This window comes from Serratia sp. HMSC15F11 (assembly GCF_001808215.1).
GTDB lineage: Bacteria > Pseudomonadota > Gammaproteobacteria > Enterobacterales > Enterobacteriaceae > Serratia > Serratia nevei.
Genome location: NZ_KV792491.1, coordinates 20,250 through 41,753, shown reverse-complemented (window position 1 = coordinate 41,753; position 21,504 = coordinate 20,250). Strand labels below are relative to the sequence as shown.

16 protein-coding genes are annotated in these 21,504 nt (G+C 61.0%); 11 read left to right on the top strand and 5 right to left on the bottom strand.

Annotation, left to right across the window (positions count from 1 at the left end; genetic code table 11):
- Window positions 1–60 precede the first annotated feature (60 nt).
- The 4 genes from HMPREF3138_RS18125 to HMPREF3138_RS18110 form a co-directional block, all read right to left on the bottom strand.
- The gene (locus HMPREF3138_RS18125; RefSeq protein WP_038880058.1) at window positions 61–879 is read right to left on the bottom strand and encodes a MetQ/NlpA family ABC transporter substrate-binding protein; all 819 of its coding nucleotides are present in this window, start codon (window positions 877–879) and stop codon (window positions 61–63) included.
- A gap of 19 nt (window positions 880–898) precedes the next feature.
- Complete coding sequence (locus tag HMPREF3138_RS18120; protein WP_038880060.1) at window positions 899–1,567, bottom strand: methionine ABC transporter permease; 669 nt, start codon at window positions 1,565–1,567, stop codon at window positions 899–901.
- Complete coding sequence (locus HMPREF3138_RS18115) at window positions 1,560–2,585, bottom strand: methionine ABC transporter ATP-binding protein (RefSeq protein ID WP_038880063.1); 1,026 nt, start codon at window positions 2,583–2,585, stop codon at window positions 1,560–1,562. The genes HMPREF3138_RS18120 and HMPREF3138_RS18115 overlap by 8 nt, the downstream gene beginning before the upstream one ends.
- 263 nt (window positions 2,586–2,848) lie before the next feature.
- Window positions 2,849–3,292 (bottom strand): acetyltransferase, encoded by a 444-nt coding sequence (locus HMPREF3138_RS18110; protein WP_038880066.1) that lies wholly within the window; start codon window positions 3,290–3,292, stop codon window positions 2,849–2,851.
- Between the two features lie 241 nt (window positions 3,293–3,533).
- On the opposite strand from HMPREF3138_RS18110, the gene HMPREF3138_RS18105 reads away from it, so the two are divergent.
- Together HMPREF3138_RS18105 and HMPREF3138_RS18100 are read left to right on the top strand one after the other, a co-directional pair.
- Window positions 3,534–4,406 carry an oxygenase MpaB family protein gene (locus HMPREF3138_RS18105; RefSeq protein ID WP_038880069.1) on the top strand — a complete coding sequence of 291 codons (873 nt, stop codon included), beginning with the start codon at window positions 3,534–3,536 and terminating at the stop codon, window positions 4,404–4,406.
- A gap of 182 nt (window positions 4,407–4,588) precedes the next feature.
- Window positions 4,589–5,692, top strand: coding sequence for a suppressor of fused domain protein (locus tag HMPREF3138_RS18100; protein WP_038880072.1), 1,104 nt, complete (start codon window positions 4,589–4,591; stop codon window positions 5,690–5,692).
- Window positions 5,693–5,829: 137 nt separating this feature from the next.
- Here HMPREF3138_RS18100 and HMPREF3138_RS18095 read toward each other — a convergent pair whose 3' ends face one another.
- Window positions 5,830–6,705, bottom strand: coding sequence for an NAD(P)-dependent oxidoreductase (locus tag HMPREF3138_RS18095; RefSeq protein ID WP_038880075.1), 876 nt, complete (start codon window positions 6,703–6,705; stop codon window positions 5,830–5,832).
- Window positions 6,706–6,995: 290 nt separating this feature from the next.
- Between HMPREF3138_RS18095 and trpS the strand changes: the two genes are divergently transcribed.
- From trpS to uca, 9 genes are all read left to right on the top strand, one after another.
- Window positions 6,996–8,003: a tryptophan--tRNA ligase gene (gene trpS, locus HMPREF3138_RS18090; RefSeq protein ID WP_038880078.1), complete on the top strand. Its 1,008-nt coding sequence runs from the start codon at window positions 6,996–6,998 to the stop codon at window positions 8,001–8,003.
- Window positions 8,004–8,120: 117 nt separating this feature from the next.
- Window positions 8,121–8,954 carry a phosphonate ABC transporter ATP-binding protein gene (gene phnC / locus HMPREF3138_RS18085; protein WP_038880081.1) on the top strand — a complete coding sequence of 278 codons (834 nt, stop codon included), beginning with the start codon at window positions 8,121–8,123 and terminating at the stop codon, window positions 8,952–8,954.
- A 41-nt stretch (window positions 8,955–8,995) separates the two neighbouring features.
- Window positions 8,996–9,928 (top strand): phosphonate ABC transporter substrate-binding protein, encoded by a 933-nt coding sequence (phnD, locus tag HMPREF3138_RS18080; protein ID WP_019454696.1) that lies wholly within the window; start codon window positions 8,996–8,998, stop codon window positions 9,926–9,928.
- Between the two features lie 78 nt (window positions 9,929–10,006).
- Window positions 10,007–10,870, top strand: a complete 864-nt coding sequence (gene phnE, locus HMPREF3138_RS18075) for a phosphonate ABC transporter, permease protein PhnE (protein WP_038880085.1) — start codon at window positions 10,007–10,009, stop codon at window positions 10,868–10,870.
- Entirely contained in the window at window positions 10,867–11,766 is a 900-nt protein-coding gene (gene phnE / locus HMPREF3138_RS18070) for a phosphonate ABC transporter, permease protein PhnE (protein ID WP_038880087.1), read from the top strand. The genes phnE (HMPREF3138_RS18075) and phnE (HMPREF3138_RS18070) overlap by 4 nt, the downstream gene beginning before the upstream one ends.
- Window positions 11,767–11,997: 231 nt before the next feature.
- Window positions 11,998–12,462 carry a YehS family protein gene (locus HMPREF3138_RS18065; RefSeq protein ID WP_004939471.1) on the top strand — a complete coding sequence of 155 codons (465 nt, stop codon included), beginning with the start codon at window positions 11,998–12,000 and terminating at the stop codon, window positions 12,460–12,462.
- Between the two features lie 187 nt (window positions 12,463–12,649).
- Window positions 12,650–15,793: a right-handed parallel beta-helix repeat-containing protein gene (locus HMPREF3138_RS18060; protein WP_038880090.1), complete on the top strand. Its 3,144-nt coding sequence runs from the start codon at window positions 12,650–12,652 to the stop codon at window positions 15,791–15,793.
- A 253-nt stretch (window positions 15,794–16,046) separates the two neighbouring features.
- A complete protein-coding gene (gene atzF / locus HMPREF3138_RS18055; RefSeq protein WP_038880093.1) occupies window positions 16,047–17,885 on the top strand; it encodes an allophanate hydrolase in 1,839 nt (612 codons plus the stop codon).
- Window positions 17,878–21,498: an urea carboxylase gene (gene uca / locus HMPREF3138_RS18050; protein WP_070559207.1), complete on the top strand. Its 3,621-nt coding sequence runs from the start codon at window positions 17,878–17,880 to the stop codon at window positions 21,496–21,498. Before atzF ends, uca begins: the two co-directional genes overlap by 8 nt.
- The last annotated feature ends 6 nt before the right edge of the window (window positions 21,499–21,504 follow it).

Genomic DNA, 21,504 nt, shown 5'->3' with positions numbered 1-21,504 from the left:
AAAAATGCCACTCAGGCTTAAGTGAGCGGCATTGCGGTTTTTACCGGGCCGTGTAACCCATTACTGATTGACCGGGATCACCGCGCCCTGGTATTTCTCGCGGATAAAGTCCTGAATCGGTTTGGAGTGCAGTACCTTGACCAGCGCCACGATCTCCGGTTTGTTCACGTCGGCCTTGTGCACGGTGATGATGTTGGCGTACGGGTTGTTTTCGCCGCTTTCGACCGCGATCGGATCTTTGGTCGGATTCAGCCCGGCGTCGATGGCGTAGTTGGCGTTGATCACCACCGCGTCGCCTTCGTCGTTGTTGTACATTTGCGGCAGCAGCGCGCCCTCAACGTTGGCCTGGAACTTCAGGTGTTTCGGGTTTTCCACCACGTCGCTGATGCGCGCGTCCACTTTGCTCACCCCCGGCTTCAGCTTGATCACGCCTTCCCGTTCAAAAATAGACAGGATGCGGCCTTCTTCCGCCACCGCGTCGCGCATGATGATTTTGCCGTTTTCCGGCAGATCTTTCAGGCTCTTGTACTTCTTCGAGTAGATGCCGATAGGCTCAATATGGATCGCGCCGGCGCTGACGAAGTCGTAGCTCTTGTCGTCGGCGTGGTCTTTCAGCACCGAGTTCAGGTAAGGCACGTGCTGGAAGTAGTTGGCGTCGATGTCGTGGCTGGCCAGCGCGGTGTTCGGCAGGATGTAGTCCTGAAAGCGCTTGATCTGCAGATCGATGCCTTCCTTCGCCAGTATCGGCTTGGCCTGTTCGAGGATCTCGGCGTGCGGCACGTTGGAGGCGCCGACCACCAGCTTGGTCGCTGCCGTGGCGCCAAAAGAGGCGAGGGTGGCGACGGAGGCGAAAGCCAACATCAGTAGGTGCTTTTTCATCATCGTTTTCCTTGGTTAATTAACGTTTATCGAGCGTTCTTGTCAGGGTGTCGCCGATGAACTGAATGACGAAAACGATCAGCAGAATCGTCAGCGTCGCCACCAGCGTCACGTCACTGTGGTTGCGTTGGAATCCTTCCAGATAGGCCAGGTTGCCCAGGCCGCCGGCGCCGATCACCCCGGCCATCGCGGTGTAGCTCACCAGCGCGATCAGGGTGACGGTGATGCCGGAAACCAGCGCCGGCGAGCTCTCCGGCAGCAATACGCGGAAAATCAGGGTGCGGTTTTTGGCGCCCATCGAGCGCGCCGCTTCGATCACCCCTTTGTCGACCTCGCGCAGCGCGATCTCTACCAGCCGGGCGTAGAACGGCGCCGCGCCGACGATCAGCGCCGGCAGGGCCGCGTCCGCGCCGAGAATGGTGCCGATAAGCGACTTGGTGAACGGGATCAGCAGCACGATCAGAATGATGAACGGAATGGAGCGGAAGACGTTGACCAGTACGGAGATCAGCGAGTAGACCGCCCGGTTCTGCCACAGCTGGCCCTTCGAGGTTAAAAACAGCAGCACGCCGAGCACGATGCCCAGCACCAGCGTGGCCAAGCCCGCGAAGCCGGTCATGTACAGCGTTTCCCAGGTGGCGTCCCACAGTTGATCCAGACGCAGGTGGGGGAACAGGGATTCAATCATGTTGGATAACCTCGACGGCGATGTCTCTTTCGTGCAGCAGGCTGAGCATGTCGGCGACTTGTTGTTCGTTGCCTTCGGCGTGGATGTACAGTTCGCCGAACGAACCGTTGAGGGTGTGGCTGATCTTGCCGTGCAGAATGTTGATGGTCAGGGCGTAGCGCCGGATCACTTCGGCGATCACCGCCTGGTGAGTTTGCACGCCCACGAAGGTCAGCTTGAAAATCGCCCCCGGCAGATGGGCGGTGAGCAGCGGGTTGAAGCTCTCTTCGGTATCCGCATACTGCGACACTTGTTTGACGAACTGCCGGGTGATCGGTTGCTGTGGCCGGGTGAACACGTCGAGCACCGGGCCTTCTTCGACGATGCGGCCGTTTTCCATCACCGCTACGCGGTGGCAGATTTTGCGCACCACGTGCATCTCGTGGGTGATCAGCACGATGGTCAATTTCAGCTGGCGGTTGATGTCCAGCAGCAGGTCGAGAATGGCGTCGGTGGTCTGCGGATCGAGCGCCGAGGTGGCCTCGTCGCACAGCAGCACGCTCGGGTTATTGGCCAGCGCGCGGGCGATGCCGACGCGCTGTTTCTGGCCGCCGCTGAGCTGCGACGGGTAGGCGTCTTCGCGCCCCTGCAGGCCGACCAGCGCGATCAGTTCCGCCACGCGCGGCGCAATCTGCGCCTTGGGCACGCCGGCGATCTGCATGGAAAAAGCGATGTTTTGGCTGACGGTGCGCGACCACAGCAGGTTGAAGTGCTGAAACACCATGCCGATTTTCAGGCGCGCCTGGCGCAGGTGGCTGCCTTTGGCGCGGTCGATATCGAAGCCGCCTACGTCAATGCGGCCGCTGGTGGGCGTCTCCAGGCCGTTAAGCAGGCGGATGAGCGTGCTTTTGCCGGCGCCGCTGTAGCCGATGATGCCGTAAATTTGCCCGGCCTCTACCGCCAGACTGACGTTGTCTACCGCCACGACGCGGCCCTGTGTGCTGTCAAAAGTTTTGCAAACGTTCGAAAGAACGATCATAGCGAAGCGGATCCTTATCGATACATCACAGCATTCCGTCCAGAGCGTGGTACGCCGGACAGGGATCGTTCGGCTTTTCGGCGGGCACAACCCGGCGGGGAGTGGCGGACGGAATCTCTGTTGCGGGTGAATACCGGGCAATCCTACCGAGGGTTTATAGTGACAGGAAGAATGTAAATTCTATTACTTATTCTGATTTGATATATAAAACGGCGGGTGAAACAGAGGGGAGAAAACCGGCCGCAGGGCGGCCGGCGGGAGGGCTAGCGTTTGTCCAGCTTCATGTGCAGCAGCGGGAACGGGTTGCCCTGGCCGTCGAGCGGCGAGCGGCCGGTGATGACAAACCCGTAGTGGCGGTAGAAGCCGCTGGCCTGCGGGTTTTGCTCGTTCACGTCCAGCTGTAGTTCATCGTGCAGCGTTTCCGCGTGGGTCAGCAGCGCTTTGCCCACCCCTTTGCCGCGCTGATCGGCGTCGATAAACAGCATCTCCACCTTGTTGCCGTTCAGGCCGATAAAGCCGCAGGGGTGCCCCGGCCGCTCTTCGGCCACCCAGACGTTAACCGCCGGCAGGTAGTCGTTCAGCACCAGCGGGAACAGCTGTGCGATGTTGTCTTCGGTTAAAAAATGGTGAGTGGTGCGCACCGAACGCAGCCAGATATCTGCCAATTGCGCGTTGTCTTCCGCCGCGCGTGCTCTGATGGTAATCATCGAACTCTCTGCTATCTAAGTTGGAGGAAAAAAACTAGATAGAGGTTTTGTGGGGTTAGTGCCGAATTAACGTGGGTTAACACCCTGCAAAGCGCCTCTGCAGTGGATCGAATAGGCCCGCCTTTCTGCCAGCGGTATAACAACTGTAATTCAGTAAGTTAATGCTTTCAACCGCCGCAGGGCGCAATGGGGCGTTCGCCACGTGATACACTGGCCGTTGAATGAGCGAGAGGGCAGCAGGATGGAAGCGGTACGCGCAGCGATAGAAAAACAGGTGCTCAGCCTGACCGGGCTGGCGCTCGGCGGCGTCGATTTTGAGAACCCGCCGGGCGACCCGGGCTTGTTCGGCCCGCGGTCGATCATCTGGCAGGTACACCGCGATTTCACCTCGATGCTGTGCGGCGGCGTCAGCGCCTTGCTGCTGCAGATGCTGCACCCGCTGGCGCTGGCCGGGGTGTGGGATCACTCCAACTTCCGCGAAGATATGATTGGCCGCCTGCGCCGTACCAGCCAGTTCGTGTCGGTCACCACCTTCGGCCCGACCGCCGAGGCGGAGCGGCTGATCGCCAAAGTCAAAGCCATCCATCTGCGGGTGACCGGCGTCGGCAGCGACGGCACGCCTTATGCCGCCAGCGATCCGGCGCTGCTGACCTGGGTACACGTCGCGGAGAGCAGCCGTTTTCTGGCCAGCCACCTGCGCTACCGCAACCCCCATCTTTCCCGCGATTTGCAGGATCAATACTACCGCGAAGCCGCGCGCGTGGCCGCCGCGCTGGGGGCGACCGCAATTCCTCAGTCCTGCGCGGAGGTCGAAGAGTACCTGCAGGCGATGCGGCCGCAGCTGGTCTGCGATGAACGCACGCAAGAGGTGGCGCGCATTCTGCTGAAGGCGCCGGCGCCGAGCGCATTGGCGCGCCCGCTCGGCGGGGTGGTGATGCAGGCGGGCATCGATCTGTTACCCGATTGGGCGCAGCGGCAGTTCGGTTTTCATCCGGGCGCGCTGCGGCGGCGGCTGGTGCGAACGGGCGCCGCAGGCCTCGGCAAGGTGCTGGGGGCGTCGATGCGCAACGGCTCCTATCAGCGCGCGGTGCGGCGCATCACTCAGCCGTCATGAGCCACAGCCGCTATCATGAGCCACAGCCGCTATAATTAGTCTTTGTTTATCTTCGTTTACGGCCGCTTTTGAGACTTTTACGGGTGATCCGGCCAGTAATGCGTTTTACACTTGGGGGCAAAGCCACATTCCATTTTTGGCGCGCAGCCGATTCTGCCGCGCCCTGACCCTATTGAGGTGATATGAACGAGTCATACGTACTTGCTGAAGTCAGCAATGAGAACCAGACGCTGGTTGCGGTGGTTCAGCAAGATCACCGGGCAGCCTATTTTTACATTTATCCCGCCGAAGCCTACAGCGATCGCTATCAGGTTCGCGCCTGCTGGCTGCGCAACCTGGCCGCCGCGCCGTTGCAGGAAGATCGCGCCGCGCTGGAACAAGGGCAGCCGCCGATGCTGGCGGCGGAGTATTGCCGCAACCTGGAAGGCGAAGCGCCGCTGAACCCGGAAGGGCTGATGGTGGTGTGGAGCGAAAGCGACGACGGCGCGGCCCTGTGGTATTACGGCCAACTGCTGGCGGTGATCCCCGGCTGGAGCCTGTATATCGACCATTCGGTGTGCTATTCCGCCAGCTGTATCAAGGAGAGCCCGTTGGCTTATCCGCTCGGCTCGGCCTCGACCAACACCCAGTATGCGCAGGCGGAGAGCACCCGCCAGTTCTGGCGCAGCTGGCAGCGTGAAGAGGGCAATCCGTGGCCGAAGATGCAGCGCGATTTTCAGGCGCGCTATGAGCCGCATTTTGGCCCTTCGGTGAAGTACTACGCCATCGATCAGGGCAAGTGGCCACCGATGGCCATCACCCAGCACGAGCGCGACGGCATCTATTACTTCCTCACCATGGGGGTGAGCATCCGGCCGATGCCGTGGGTGGAGATCCTGTTCAACGACGAGGCTTCGCGCTATCGCCGCATGGAGATGGCGATCGCCATCGACAGTCAATACATGACCGAAGACAACGCGGTGCAGATGGCCAGCGCGCTGGCCGGTTTCGCGCACGCGCCGTGGGCGCGGCTGACCTGGATCGGCGAAGGGCATACGCTGGAGTCGGACGTGGCGCCGCTGGGCTACGAGGGTTATATTTTATCGTCGTCCTTCTACCCGCATAGCGCTCACCTGGCTCTGCCGCAGCAGTACGGCGATCCGGTGAACCTGTTCTGGGCCAGCCCGGTGTTTACCGCCGAGCGGCAGCTGGCGCACGCCACGCCGAACGGCGGGCACGATCTGGTGAACCGGCTGCGTGAGCAGGGCGTCGACCATATTTTCCGCCCGCGCCAGCCGGTGTGCTGACGCCACTTATCTTCTCTTCGGGAGCCGCCATGCCCACCACGCTGTTGATTATCGATGTGCAGGAAGGATTGTTTACGCCGCCGCCGGCGGACATCGTGTTCTGAGAACGGAAAAACGGGGGCCGAGGCCCCCGTTCGTTATTTGAGGCCCGCCCGCCGCGCCGCCACCTTGGCCAGCGCGGCCCAGTCCAGATCCGCATCCCCCTGCGCCATCGCGTCGAGGAAGTTGTCTTTCAGCACCCCGGCGAACGGCATCGGCGTATGGCTGTCGGCCCCGGCGGCCAGCGCCAGCCCGACGTCCTTCAGCCCCAGCGCCAGCCGGAATCCGGCGGGGGAATACTTCTCGGCGGCGATCAGCGCGCCATAGCCCTGATAGGCCGGGGCGGCGAAGACGGTGCTACTCAGCATCTGCAGGTAGTCGGCCCCGGACACGCCGTAGTTGCGCACCAGCGCGCTGCCTTCCGCCATCGCTTCAATGGCGCTGGCCAGCGTAAAGTTGGTGGCGATTTTGACGACGTTGGCCTGCGCCGGATCGGCGCCGAAGTGCCAGGTTTTCTGGCCGAGGGCATCGAACAGCGGCTGCGCTTGCTTCAGTAGCTCGCTATCGCCGGCCGCCAGAATATTCAGCTTGCCGGCGGCGGCCACGTCGACCCGCCCCAGCACCGGCGCGGCGAGATAGCCGATGCCGTGTTCTGCATGCAGCGCCGTCAAACGCTTGGCGAGTTCGACTGAGATGGTCGCCATGTTAATATGCAGCGCACCCGGTTTCATCCGTTGCAGCAACCCGCTGTCGACCACCACCTGTTGCGTGGCGGCATCGTCGGCCAGCATGGTGATCAGCACGTCGGCATCGGCCAGCTGTTCCGGCCGTTCGGCCTGCTGCGCGCCGGCGCTCACCAGCGGCTGCGCCGCCTGCGGCGAGCGGTTCCATACCGTTAAGGCGAAGCCCGCCTGCAACAGGTTGGCCGCCATGGCGCTGCCCATCCCACCCAGTCCGGCAAATCCGATCTTCATCATGCGCTCCTTTTTCAGGTTGAAGATTTTACCCTAACGCGTCAGGCCAGGAACGCAAATGCCGGAGTGTAACGCCGTCTTACGCGCCGGCGGCGGGCTATTGACGCGCTGTCGCTGCGGGTATACCTTGATGGCATGAATATATCGATGCACTCCACCCACAATCAGTCATGGTGGCGCCTCTTCTGAGGCGGCACGAGTATTCACATCTCTTTTTAATGCCGCCGGTTTGGCGGCATTATTTTTTGTGGCGTTGATCCGGCGGTCTACAGACCTTCAGGAGCACTGTCATGAGCTACACCATTCTTACCGGCGATCGCGCCACCGGCCCACTGCATTTAGGCCACTTCGTCGGCTCGCTGCGCCAGCGCGTCGAATTGCAGTACCAGCATAACCAAACGGTGATGGTGGCGGATCTGCAGGGCCTGACCGACAACGGCAACAACCCGCAAAAAATCAGCGCCAACGTGCTCAATGTAGTGGCCGACTATCTGGCGGTGGGCATCGATCCGCACAAGACCACGATCTGCCTGCAGTCGGCGCTGCCGGCGTTGGCCGAGCTGACGATGTACTACCTCAATCTGGTCAGCGTGGCGCGGCTGGAACGCAACCCGACGGTGAAAAACGAAATCGCCGAGAAGGATTTCGCCCGCCGCCTGCCGGCCGGTTTTTTGATTTATCCGGTCAGCCAGGCGGCGGACATCACCGCCTTTGGCGCCACCCACGTGCCGGTCGGCGAGGATCAGCTGCCGATGCTGGAGCAAACCAATGAGATCGTGCGGCGTTTCAACCACATCGTCGGCCAACCGATATTAACGGAGTGCCAGCCGTTGTTGAGCAACGTCGGGCGTCTGCCGGGGCTGGATGGGCAGGGCAAGATGTCGAAATCGCGCGGCAACGCTATCCAGCTTGGCGCCGGCGCCGACGAGGTGCACAAGGCGGTGATGAGCATGTTCACCGACCCCGGCCATCTCAACGTCAGCGATCCCGGCCGGGTGGAGGGCAACATGGTGTTCACCTACCTGGACGCCTTCTGCGAAGACGCCGCGCTGGTGGCGGATCTGAAGGCGCACTATCGGCGCGGCGGGTTGGGGGACGTGAAAATCAAACGGCTGCTGGAGGATTGTCTGCAAAGCCTGCTTGAGCCGATCCGCACCCGCCGCGCCGAATTCATCGCCGATAAAGGCGAGCTGACGCGCATCCTGCAGCACGGCACCCGCCGCGCGCATCAGGTCAGCCAACAGACGCTGCAGCAGGTCAAGACGGCGCTGGGGCTGGACTTCTTCACCCTGGCGTGAGGCGAACGCCGGGGCGGCACGCGTCACGCCCCGGCCATAAAACGATCATCCCACTGTCATAAACTTATCCGTTAATAGGTGCCCATAATGATTAGCCACTGAAACCAGAGAAATCATATGGCTCAGGCACTGTTAAAATTGGCACAGCACGACTTTCCAGGGCAGCACGCCGCCGCATCCCGCAAAGTATTATCGGTAAAGGGACTCGGTAAGGCCTACAAAGCGCAGCAGCGCGTGCTGGATGACATCAATTTCGATCTGCACGCCGGCGAATTCGTGGCGGTGATCGGCCGTTCCGGCGCGGGCAAGTCCACGCTGCTGCACACCCTGAACGGCACCATTCCTTCCAGCTGCGGCGAGATGCTGCACTTCGAAGACGATGGCGCGGCGCAGGATATCGCTCAGCTGGCCGGCCGCCAGATGCGCCAGTGGCGCGCGCGCTGCGGCATGATCTTCCAGGACTTCTGCCTGGTGCCGCGGCTGGACGTGATGACCAACGTGCTGCTGGGCCGTCTGAGCCACACTTCCACGCTGAAATCCTTCTTCAAACTGTTCGATGACGCCGACCGCGCTCGCGCCATCGAGCTGTTGCAGTGGCTCAACATGCTGCCGCACGCGCTGCAGCGCGCCGAGAACCTCTCCGGCGGCCAAATGCAGCGCGTCGCCATCTGCCGCGCGCTGATGCAAAACCCGCAAATCCTGCTGGCCGATGAGCCGGTCGCGTCGCTCGATCCGAAAAACACCCGCCGCATCATGGACGCGCTGCAAAAAATCAGCGAAGACGGCATCGCGGTGATGGTGAACCTGCACTCGGTCGAACTGGTGAAAGAGTATTGCTCGCGGGTGATCGGCATCGCCCACGGGAAGATCGTGTTTGACGGGCATCCTTCGCAACTGAACGAACGGATCCTGCACCAGCTGTATGGCGAAGAAGCCAATCAGATCCATTGAAGCACTTTTGACCTTTACCCTTTACACACAAGGCACACCTAATGAAAAAAGTATTGAGTCTGACCACCCTGATGGCCGGCGCGATGATGGTATTTAATGCTGCCGCAGCGGATGCGCCGAAAGAGCTGAACCTGGGCATTCTCGGTGGCCAGAACGCCACCCAGCAGATCGGCGATAACCAGTGCGTGAAGCAGTTCCTGGATAAAGAGCTGAACGTCGATACCAAGCTGCGCAACTCGTCCGACTATTCCGGCGTGATCCAGGGCCTGCTGGGCGGCAAGATTGACCTGGTGCTGAGCATGTCGCCGTCGTCGTTCGCTTCGGTCTACATCAAGGATCCGAAAGCGGTGGACATCGTCGGCATCGCGGTCGACGACGTCGACCAGTCGCGCGGCTACCACTCGGTAGTGGTGGTGAAGGCCGGTAGTCCGTACCAGAAACTGGAAGACTTGAAAGGTAAGGCCATCGGCTTCGCCGATCCGGATTCCACCTCCGGCTTCCTGATCCCGAACCAGGCGTTTAAAAAGCTGTTCGGCGGCACGGTCGACAACAAATACAACAACACCTTCTCCAGCGTCACCTTCTCCGGCGGCCACGAGCAGGACATCCTCGGCGTGCTGAACGGTCAGTTCGAAGGCGCGGTGACCTGGGCGTCGATGATCGGCGACTACAACACCGGCTATACCAGCGGCGCGTTCACCCGCATGATCCGCATGGATCACCCGGACCTGATGAAACAGATCCGCATCATCTGGCAGTCGCCGCTGATCCCGAACGGCCCGATCCTGGTGAGCAACTCGCTGCCGGCCGACTTCAAGGCCAAAGTGGTCACCGCCATCAAGAAGCTGGATAAAGACGATCACCAGTGCTTTATCAAAGCGATGGGCGGCAAACAGCACATCGGTGACACCACCCTGGCGGAATACCAGAACATCATCGATATGAAGCGCGAGCTGACCAAAGGCGACCGTTAATTCCCGGCTGCCTCGGCCGTCCGAATGAAGGGGTTCAGCGTGCTGAACCCCTTGTTCCATAAAGATGGAAGACCTCTTTTGAATACCGATTTCGCACACTATTACCAACGGATCCGCAGCAAGCAAAAGCGCGAAGCGCTGCTGTGGTCGCTCGGGCTGGTGGTGCTGTACCTGGGCGCCGGCAACCTCGCCGAGTTCAACCTGCACACCGTCTGGGTGTCTATTCCGCACTTCTTCGACTACCTGGCCGAAACCATTCCGACGCTGCATTGGCCTCTGCTGTTCGCCGACGGGCGCACCGAGGGCTCGCTGGCCTACTGGGGTTACCGTCTGAATATCCAGCTGCCGCTGATCTGGGAGACCCTGCAGCTGGCGCTGGCGGCGACCATTTTCTCGGTGCTGGTGGCGACCGTGCTGGCGTTTCTGGCGGCCGGCAACACCTATACCTCGGCCTCGGTGCGGCTGGCGATCCGCACGCTGGTGGCGTTTTTGCGCACCATGCCGGAGCTGGCGTGGGCGGTGATGTTCGTGATGGCGTTCGGCATCGGCGCCATTCCCGGCTTCCTGGCGCTGGCGCTGCACACCATCGGCAGCCTGACCAAGCTGTTCTACGAATCGATCGAAACCGCCTCCAACAAACCGGTGCGCGGGCTGGCGGCCTGCGGCGCCACGCCGCTGCAGCGCATGCGCTTCGGCCTGTGGCCGCAGGTGAAGCCGGTGTTTCTCTCCTACAGCTTCATGCGGCTGGAGATCAACTTCCGTCAGTCGACCATTTTGGGGCTGGTGGGCGCGGGCGGCATCGGCCAGGAGCTGATGACCAACATTAAACTCGACCGCTACGATCAGGTCAGCATGACGCTGCTGTTGATCATCGTGGTGGTTTCCGTGCTCGACTACGTGTCGGGCGAGCTGCGCAAGCGCGTGGTGGAGGGGGCAAAATGACAGCGGGCACTCCGGCGTCGGCGGAAACGCTGCGCCAGTTGAAACAACAGCATCCGGCGATCTTCGCGCAGCAGGGGCGCTACCTGCGCACCGTCGGCCTGATCGCGCTGGCGATCGTACTGTATTACGTGTTCTTCTTCCTGGTCTTCGGCATTAGCTGGCCGCAGTTTATCAACGGCTGCCAGCAGCTGGGGCGCTATTTCCTGCGCATGTTCGTCTGGCACGACTTCGTCAACTGGCCGTTCATGTACTACTTCCAGCAGATCGGCATCACCATCGCCATCGTGTTTGCCGGCACCATCACCGCGTCGCTGATCGCGCTGCCGCTGTCGTTCTTTGCCGCGCGCAACGTGATGTCGACGCCGCTGCTGCGGCCGATCTCCGTGCTGGTGCGCCGCTTGCTGGACGTGCTGCGCGGTATCGACATGGCAATCTGGGGGCTGATCTTCGTGCGCGCCGTCGGCATGGGGCCGCTGGCCGGGGTGTTGGCGATCGTGATGCAGGACGTCGGGCTGCTGGGCAAACTTTACGCCGAAGGGCACGAGGCGGTGGACAAATCCCCCAGCCGCGGCCTGACGGCGGTAGGCGCCAACGGGTTGCAGAAGCACCGCTACGGCATCTTCACCCAATCGTTCCCCACCTTCCTGGCGCTCAGCCTGTACCAGATCGAGTCCAACACCCGCTCTGCGGCGGTGCTGGGCTTCGTCGGCGCCGGCGGCATCGGCCTGGTGTACGCGGAAAACATGCGGCTGTGGAACTGGGACGTGGTGATGTTCATCACCCTGATCCTGGTGGTGGTGGTGATGATCATGGATAAGGTCTCGTCGATGCTGCGCAACAAGTACATCATCGGCGAAGATATCCCGCTGTATCAGCAAAAAAGTCAAATCGATTGAGAAACCCCTTGCCGATCCCTATACTGCCGCACATTCAAGGTGTGCGGCCATACCCGTCATACTTGGAGCTGCCTCTTTGTTGGCTGCATTTGCGCGCCCCGGTCACATAGTTAACTATGCTCCGGGGGCTTACAAATTTGCCGCCGCGATGCAACTCCAATTATTTTGGGTATGGGGCATTTTTTTACAATGCGCACGTCCCCGTTAGACAAGTAAAGGCAATGCAATCCCATGATGAACAACGACGTGCTGCGCAGCGTGCGCTATATGCTGAGCATTAACAACGCCAAAATGGTCGAGATTATCAAACTGGACGATTTCGAGGTGGCGGTGTCGGCGATGGACGCTTACGTGATCAAAGAAGGCGAACCGGGCTACGAGAAGTGCCCGGACGAAGTGATGGCGCACTTTCTCAACGGCCTGGTGTTCTTCAAGCGCGGCAAGGACGACAAGTTCCCGGCGCCGGCGGTTGAGCTGCCGATCACCAATAACCTGGTGCTGAAAAAGCTGCGCGTGGCGTTCGAGCTGAAAGACACCGACATGCACCAGATCTTCACCGCGGTGGACTTCCGCATCTCCAAGCCGGAGCTGAGCGCGCTGTTCCGCAAAGAAGGCACCAAGAACTACCGCCCGTGCGGCGATCAGATGCTGCGCTACTTCCTCAAAGGGCTGGCGCAGCGCGTTCGCGGCGAGTAACGCACAGCGTTCACCGAACATCGGGCGCAATCGCAAGGTTGCGCCTTTTTTATTGCCGCTCTCCCGCCCATCGTTGTTGTACAGGCCCTCAGCCATCCGCCATCGATGGAGGGCGGGCCGCCCCTCCGGTTACTTTTTTAGGGTTCGTTCAATGTTGATTGAAACGTAAATCCAGAGGAGTAATTCAATGGCTCAAATGTTAAAAGAAGATCTGCAGTTCAACGCAGGAAAAGCCGCCGATGAGGTCAATCGTGGCGGTGAATTGGTTGAATATACCCCTGAACAGTTTGGCGCCGTAGGCGATGGCCTGGCTGATGATCGAGAGGCTGTCAGCGCTATGTTCGCTAAAGTGGCTATTGACGCTGCTAAATCGATAAAAAAACGCCAGGTCAGAATGGCGAATGTTTATAGATTGACGCTGGGTACGGCTTGGCAGCCTTTGCAGATCCCCAGCAACTGCCATGTTTATGGCGGTGGTGAAATTCACCTGGATGACGATACGCCTCAAATCAACATTTTTAATACCGTTGAACAGTCGAATTTTATCGTAGAAGATCTGAGGATCACGAGAAAGGCGACTCAGAAAGATGCAGATCCTATTTGGTGGTACGCCACTCGCGCGTGTACCGGCATGGCTTTCACCCGTTGTGAAAACTTCACCGTGAGAAATTGCGTCATCAGTATGCATACTGATGCTTTGGGCCTTTCTGACTGTACGTCCGTTACTCTTGAGAACAATTTACTTAAAGATCTGGGAGAGGAACCTATCGCGGTTCGTGGCGGCCGCCATATCACGATCCAGAATAACGAGCTGACGAATCACCAGGGCGACGGGATCCTGCTGAAAACGGGCGTGAACAGAGAGGCTTATGACATCTTAATCGTGAACAATCATATTCACGATGGGCACAAGCCTGCGAAACCGGCAGGGGCAGGGCACACGCAAAGAGGGGGCGGGGTGACGCTCAATAACGAGGTGACCGGCACGCCTCATTCATTCACTAACCTGACCGTTGCCAATAACCATATTGTTAATACCAGCTATGGCATCGCACTGGGTGGAATCAGTGACATTAATATCTCTAATAACTACATCAAAAGGATCGAAAGGTTCGGCATTCAGATAGACTATTCCTTAGTAAATAACCCCACCCAAATTCCTACGAATAATTCACGGATTATTGGGAATCACGTTGAAGATACCGTTGAGAATGGCATCGATTATCACGGCAATAACGATATTTCTGTCGCGGAGTCTGTTATCGCAGATAACTTTTTAAATTTCTGTGGTACCTCCACGGCGTCGGCCTTCAATGGCATTGCCGCAACGGAGGCAACCCTTTCAGGCAATATTATCAATAACTGTAAGGTCGCCCTGTTCGCCAATAGCTGCGTGATGACCGGTAACAAAATAACCCACTCCGGATGGACCAGTAGCCAGGTGTGGATCAAGCTCTATGGCGACCGCACGGTGTTTTCCGGCAATCGGGTAACGGACTCTGATTTTGGTTATATCCGCTTTTTGAATGGGAAAAACGCTATTATCGAAGGGAATGTGATTAAGCTTGCTGCGCCTGCTCGGGCACTGGAGTTAGGCGGGGCATTTGACGAAACGACCCTCATTGGCAAGAACGTCTGGGATTGCGCTTTTAAACCGATTCTCTCTACGATTGCTGGGGTAACGGGCAATCGACTTATTCAATATTCCTTCCCGAATGAAGGCGTGGGTCACATTACCCCTCAGATGTTCGGTGCGAAAGGCGATTGGAATGATACAGCTGGCGTTGGGACGGATGATACGCAGGCGTTTAAACAGGCTATCGCCTATGCGATTAATCAAGGCTACAAGAAGCTCTATGTTCCTGCCGGCAACTATTACATTACGGATACGTTAAATTTAGGGGGGGAAAACTACACCGGAGATAAAGGCATTGCGATAGAGGGTGAAAATTGGATTAGCACGAAATTCTTCTTTAAGCCGACGTCTAATGATCATGCGTGTTTTGAGTCGAAAGGCGGTTCCGGGATCCATACCAACAGATATATCAGCGACGTGACGATTACGCCGGCCAAGGGCGCGTTATATACGGGCACCGGCTATCGGATAAATGGTTCCTGCTTCATGCGGCATGAAAGACTGCTGATTATGAAGTTTTTTGTGAACCTACATCTGTTGAACGGCTATACCGGTGCGTTTACCGAGTTCGTCAGTTTTCACTCTTGCCGGTTCCACCGCGGCCTGTCCAATATATTGATGGAGAGTAATGGCGGGGATAGCTCCTTCCACGGCGTGGGGTTCCACGAAATTCAATGTCAGATAAAAGTCTCCGGCAATCCGGGCGATGGTGGCACAAATACGGATGCCGGCGTAGGGCTGGAGCTGAGAGGAAACGCCAACAGGGTGCGGTGGTACAACGGTTTCTGCTATATCCACCTGTTCGGCGGCGTCGGCGCTACGGCTATTAAACTCACCCGAACCGACACCGATAACATCTTGGGGCAGTTTACTTGCGAAGGTGAAGCTATTCTTCAGAGTGATGGAAGCACTTTTGAATGCCGAGGCGGTTTCTATAATGTGAGTAATACCACTTACAATGTGGCGGCAGAGCCGGTAAACGGCATCGCGGCGGCATTTGTATTTGATAACATGATGAGCAATACGACAAGATTCGCCAACGCGGCAATCGCCGATATGGTTCCGAGGCAGCTTCCGTGGTCCTTGGCGGACAGAGCCAGCAATGGCGCTTATCCAGCCATTTTTCATGGCATCAAGGGTGAATCCGATAACCTGTTCTATGCCGCCAGAGGGGGGAATACCAACTACCATTACTTTGGCGGCATTTCTCCAGGCAATAACCTTCAGGGATTTGAACCAGGCATCAGGTTGGCTCAGGACGGGGCTTCTTTAATTAGTTTTGCACCTAAGTTTACGCTCGGCGCTAATAACAATACGACCAGCAGTGGCGTATCCATCTCCCCTGCGGATTTTTCGCCGCAAAAGGATATCGCGACCGCCTTAGGACAACCTTCATTTAAATGGAGCGGGTTGTACACTAAGCAGTTAACGGTTGCGGATAATGGCATTTACCCGGCCGGCAACGGCGCTTACCCTATTGGCGGGCCGAATAACCAATTCTCCTCTGGCCACATAAAAGTGTTGAATATTTATGATTCAGCAAACGTGAACGGAGATCCCATAGGTGTCAGAGTCGCCGTCCCCGCTTCGGCCACCGCCCCCGGTAAAGTCGGCCAATGGTCGGCAGATTCCGCATTCTTTTATGTTTGTACGGCGGCCAATACCTGGAGAAGGATCGCGTTAGAAAATTGGTAGCAACCTGGCCCGCAACATATTACGTATTGATCCCCATCGGCCTCTGGGGCGGCGAGTGTCGTCGCCCCGGTTTTCCCTCTGTGTCATCCCGCCATTGCACTCTTTTTGTTCTCCCGCTGCGCGCCGCTGGTGCAGGCCGCTCGCCGTCGCTGTCATAAGTTTTAATTATAGTTTATTGAAATCATGAGATTAAAAATTGGCACGCCGGTTGCTCTGTTGAATCCCATCTTGTGTACCAGATGGAATTCAGCCGATGAGCGACCCTGTTGAAGCGTGCGGTTTTACCCTCAGTGAATGGCAGCACCATTATCAAACCCGTCCGGCGGGCGAGCGCCTCGCCTGCGTCAGCGCGACGATCGAAACGCTGATCGCCGGGCTGAACCCGGACGATAACGCCTGGCTGTATCTCGCCACGCCGGCGCAGCGCGAGCAGCAGTATCGGCAGCTCGCGCAGTTGCTGGCGGCGGTCGACGGCGATCTCAGTCGCCTGCCGCTGTTCGGCGTGCCCTTCGCCATCAAAGACAATATTGACGTCGGCGGCTGGCCAACCAGCGCCGCCTGCCCGGCGTTCACCTATCAGGCTGCGGCGGACGCCACCGTGGTCGCCAACCTGCGCGCCGCCGGAGCGATCGCCCTCGGTAAAACCAACCTCGACCAGTTTGCTACCGGGTTGGTGGGCACCCGCTCACCTTATGGCGCGGTGGTCAACAGCTTCGACAGCCGCTACGTCAGCGGCGGTTCCAGCTCCGGCTCCGCCTCGGTGGTGGCGCGCGGCCTGGTGCCGTTCGCGCTGGGCACTGACACCGCCGGATCGGGGCGCGTGCCCGCCGGGTTCAACAACATCGTCGGGCTGAAGCCGACCAAGGGCCGGTTGTCCAACCGCGGCGTGGTGCCGGCCTGCCGGTTGAACGATACGGTGTCGGTCTTCGCGCTGACGGTGGCCGATGCGGCGCAGGTGGCGGAACTGGCGAGCGGCTTTGACGAAGCAGATCCGTATTCCCGCCTCGATCCGCATACCGCGCCGGCGGATATTCCCGCCGCGCCGCGTTTCGCCATCCCCGCCCAGCTGGAGTTTTTCGGTGACGTTCAGGCCGAGCGGGCGTTTCACCGTGCGCTGGCGCAGCTGCAGGCGGGCGGCGCCACGCTGGAACCCCTCGATTTCGCGCCGTTTCGCACCCTGGCGGAGCAGCTGTATTACGGCCCTTGGGTGGCGGAGCGCACGGTGGCGATTGAGCAGGTGCTGGAAGCGAGCCCGCAGGCTATCGACCCGGTGGTGCGCGGCATCGTCGGCAACGGCCTGGGCTACAGCGCCTGCGACGCCTACAAGGCGGAATACCTGCGCGCCGAGTTGGCGCGGCAAATTGCCCAGCGGCTGGCGCCGTTCGACGCGCTGGTGGTGCCGACCGCGCCCACCATCCGCACCCTGGCGGAGATGGCGCAGGAACCGGTGTTGTTCAATTCGCAGTTCGGCACTTACACCAATTTCACCAACCTGGCCGATCTGAGCGCGCTGGCGTTGCCAGGGCCGCTGCGCGAAGACGGTCTGCCGGCGGGCATCACCCTGATTGCGCCCGCCTGGCATGACCGGGCGCTGGCGGCGTTTGGCCTGCGCTGGCAACGGCAAAGCGCCTTACCGCTCGGGGCTACCGGCCGGGCACTGCCGCCGCAGCCCGCGCCGGCGCCGTCTTCGGGACACGTGCGTCTGGCGGTAGTGGGCGCTCACCTCAGCGGTATGCCGCTCAACGTCCAGCTGACGCAGCGCGACGCGGTGCGGGTGGAGCAAACCGTCACCGCCCCCTGTTACCGCCTCTACGCGCTGGCTGATACCGAGCCGCCGAAGCCGGGGCTGGCGCGCGTGGCGCAGGGAGCGGCGATCCGTCTTGAGCTGTGGGACATCCCGCTGGCCCGTTTCGGCGAGTTTGTGGCGGAAATCCCGGCGCCCTTGGGCATCGGCACGCTGCTGCTGGCGGACGGCCGGCGGGTGAAGGGGTTTATCTGCGAAGCCTGGGCGCTGGAAGGCGCCACGGATATCACTGAGTTTGGCGGCTGGCAGCCTTATGTCGCCAGCCTTAAGGGGCACGAACATGTTTAATACCGTACTGATTGCTAACCGCGGCGAAATTGCCTGCCGTGCCATTCGTACCCTGAAACGCCTGGGCGTCACCAGCGTGGCGGTTTATTCCGACGCCGACCGCAATGCGCCGCACGTCACCGAAGCCAATAAGGCGGTGGCGCTCGGCGGCGACAAGGCCGCCGACAGCTACCTGCGCATCGACAAGATCCTTGCGGCCGCCGCTGCCACCGGCGCGCAGGCGATCTACCCCGGCTACGGCTTTTTGTCCGAGAGCGCCGAGTTTGCCGAAGCCTGCGAGGCGGCGGGCATCGCCTTTATCGGCCCGACGGCGGCGCAGATCCGCGAGTTCGGCCTCAAGCACCGGGCGCGCGAGCTGGCGGCGTTGGCCGGGGTGCCGATGACGCCGGGCACCGGCTTGCTGGAGAGCGTTGAGCAGGCGGTTACCGCCGCCGCGCGCATCGGCTACCCGGTGATGCTGAAAAGCACCGCCGGCGGTGGCGGCATCGGCCTGACGCGCTGTGACGACGAGGCGGCGCTGCGCGACGCCTACGACAGCGTCAAACGGCTGGGAGAACAGTTCTTCCGCGACGCCGGCGCCTTTATCGAACGTTTCGTCGATCGGGCGCGCCACGTCGAGGTACAGATTTTCGGCGACGGCCAGGGGCGGGTGGTAGCGCTCGGCGAGCGCGATTGCTCGCTGCAGCGCCGCAACCAAAAGGTGGTGGAAGAAACCCCGGCGCCACACCTGCCGGCGGCGACCCGCCAGGCGCTGCATCGGGCGGCGGTGGCGCTGGGCGAGTCGGTGAATTACTGCAGCGCCGGCACCGTGGAATTCATTTACGATGCCGCGCGCGACGAGTTTTACTTCCTGGAAGTGAACACCCGCTTACAGGTCGAGCATCCGATCACTGAGATGGTCACCGGCCTGGATCTGATCGAAGGCATGCTGCAGGTGGCGGCGGGCGACGCGCTGGATTGGGCGGCGGTGCAACGCGCGCCGCAGGGTGTGGCGATTGAAGTGCGCCTCTACGCCGAAGACCCGCTGAAGAACTTCCAGCCCAGCCCCGGCGTGCTGACCGAGGTGCATTTCCCCGCCGACGTGCGCCTCGACGGTTGGGTGGCGACCGGCAGCGAAGTCTCGGCGTTTTACGACCCGATGATCGCCAAGCTGATCGTGCACGGCGCGGATCGGGAGCAGGCGCTGGAAAAACTGCGCGTGGCGCTGGCGGCGACCCGTTTGCACGGCATCGCCACCAACCTCGACTATCTGCGGCAGGTGATCGCCACGCCGCAATTTCAGCGCGGCGAGGTCTGGACGCGCCTGCTGGACGATGTGCGTTTCCAGCCGCACTGCCTCGAAGTGCTGCAACCCGGCACCTACAGCAGCGTGCAGGATTATCCCGGCCGTCTCGGCTATTGGGACATCGGCGTGCCGCCATCCGGGCCGATGGACGACTTCGCGTTCCGGCTGGCCAACCGCATCGTCGGCAACCACCCGGCGGCCGCCGGGCTCGAGTTTACCCTGCAGGGGCCGACGCTGCGTTTTCACTGCGACGCCACCATCGCGCTGACGGGTGCCAGCTGCCCGGCCGATTTGGACGGCGAAGCGGTCGCTTACTGGCGGCCGATCGCGGTGCGGGCCGGGCAGGTGCTGACGCTGGGGCGCGCCACGCACGGCTGCCGCACCTATCTGGCGGTACGCAACGGCTTTGACGTGCCGGTGTATCTCGGCAGCCGCTCCACCTTTGCGCTCGGGCAGTTTGGCGGCCACGCCGGGCGCACCTTGCGCGTGGCGGACATGCTGGCGCTCGCCCAACCGGCGCTGGCCGCCAGCACCACGCCGGCGCCGATCGCCGCGCCGCAGGCGATGGACGACAGCCTGATCCCGCACTACGGCGACCAGTGGCACATCGGCGTGCTGTACGGGCCGCACGGCGCGCCGGACTTTTTTACCGCCGAATCAATAGAGGCCTTCTTCGCCACCGACTGGCAGGTGCATTACAACTCCAACCGTCTCGGCGTGCGCCTGGCGGGGCCGAAGCCCGAATGGGCGAGAGAGGACGGCGGCGAAGCCGGTTTGCATCCTTCCAACGTGCACGACTGCGAGTACGCCATCGGCGCGATCAATTTCACCGGCGACTTCCCGGTGATCCTGACCCGCGACGGGCCCAGCCTCGGCGGCTTCGTCTGCCCGGTGACCATCGCCAAGGCCGAGCTGTGGAAAGTGGGGCAGGTGAAGCCGGGCGACCGCATCCGGTTCCATCCGATCGGCTTTCGCCAGGCGCAGTCGCTGGAGCAGGCACAGCTTGGCAGCATCGAAGCGCTGGCGGCAGTGAAGGCCATCACCCTGCCGCCGCCGGATCTGGCCCCGGCGGAGACCGTTTCCGCCGCGGTGCTGGCGGCGCTGCCGGCGGCGGAAGGGCGCCCGGCGGTGGTGTATCGCCAGGCGGGGGACGGTTACATCCTGATGGAATACGGCGACAACGTGCTCGATCTGGCGCTGCGGCTGCGCATCCATCTGCTGATGCAGTCGCTGCGGCAGGAGGCGATACCGGGCGTGGCGGAGCTGGCGCCGGGCGTGCGTTCGCTGCAGATCCGCTACGACAGCCGGCTGATAAGCCAGGCCGACCTGTTGCAGCGCCTGCTGGCGCGCGAACGGGCGCTGGGGGACGTCAGCCGCCTGAAGGTGCCGACGCGCACCGTCTGGCTGCCGATGGCGTTCGAGGATTCGGCCACGCTGGGCGCGGTGGATCGCTATCAGCAGACGGTGCGCGCTTCGGCGCCCTGGCTGCCGAACAATGTCGATTTCATCCAGCGCATCAACGGCCTGAGCCGACGCGAACAGGTACGCGACATTCTGTTCGACGCCAGCTATCTGATCCTCGGGCTGGGGGACGTCTACCTCGGCGCGCCCTGCGCGGTGCCGCTCGATCCGCGCCATCGCCTGCTGAGCTCCAAATATAACCCGGCGCGCACCCACACCGCCGAAGGGACGGTCGGCATCGGCGGCATGTACATGTGCATCTACGGCATGGATTCGCCGGGCGGTTACCAGCTGGTGGGGCGCACGCTGCCGATCTGGAACAAATTCCTCAAAAACCCGCAGTTCACCGCCGGTGAGCCCTGGCTGCTGCGCTTCTTCGATCAGGTGCGCTTCTACCCGGTCAGTGAGCAAGAGTTGGACGAACAGCGCGAAGCGTTCCGTGAAGGGCGCATGCAGGTGCGCATCGAAGAGAGCGAATTCGACTTCGCTGCCTACACCGATTTCCTGGCCGACAACGCGGAGGCGATCGCCGACTTCCAGCATCGCCAGCAGCAGGCGTTCAGCGCCGAAGTGGCGCGCTGGCGCAGCGATGACGACGAGGCCGAGGCGCAGCTGTTGCCGCCGGAGGAAGAAGACGCCATCGACGGCGATCTGGTCAGCGCCGATCTGAACGGCAGCGTGTGGAAGATCCTGGTGGAGCCGGGGCAGGCGGTGGCGGCCGGGCAGCCGCTGATCGTGGTCGAGGCGATGAAGATGGAATTGGCGGTCACCGCGCCGCGCGCCGGGATCGTCAAACGCATCAGCTGCCGGCAGGGGCGGCCGGTCGGGCCGGGCGACGCCCTGCTGTGGCTGGAAAAAGCGGTCTGAACGGAG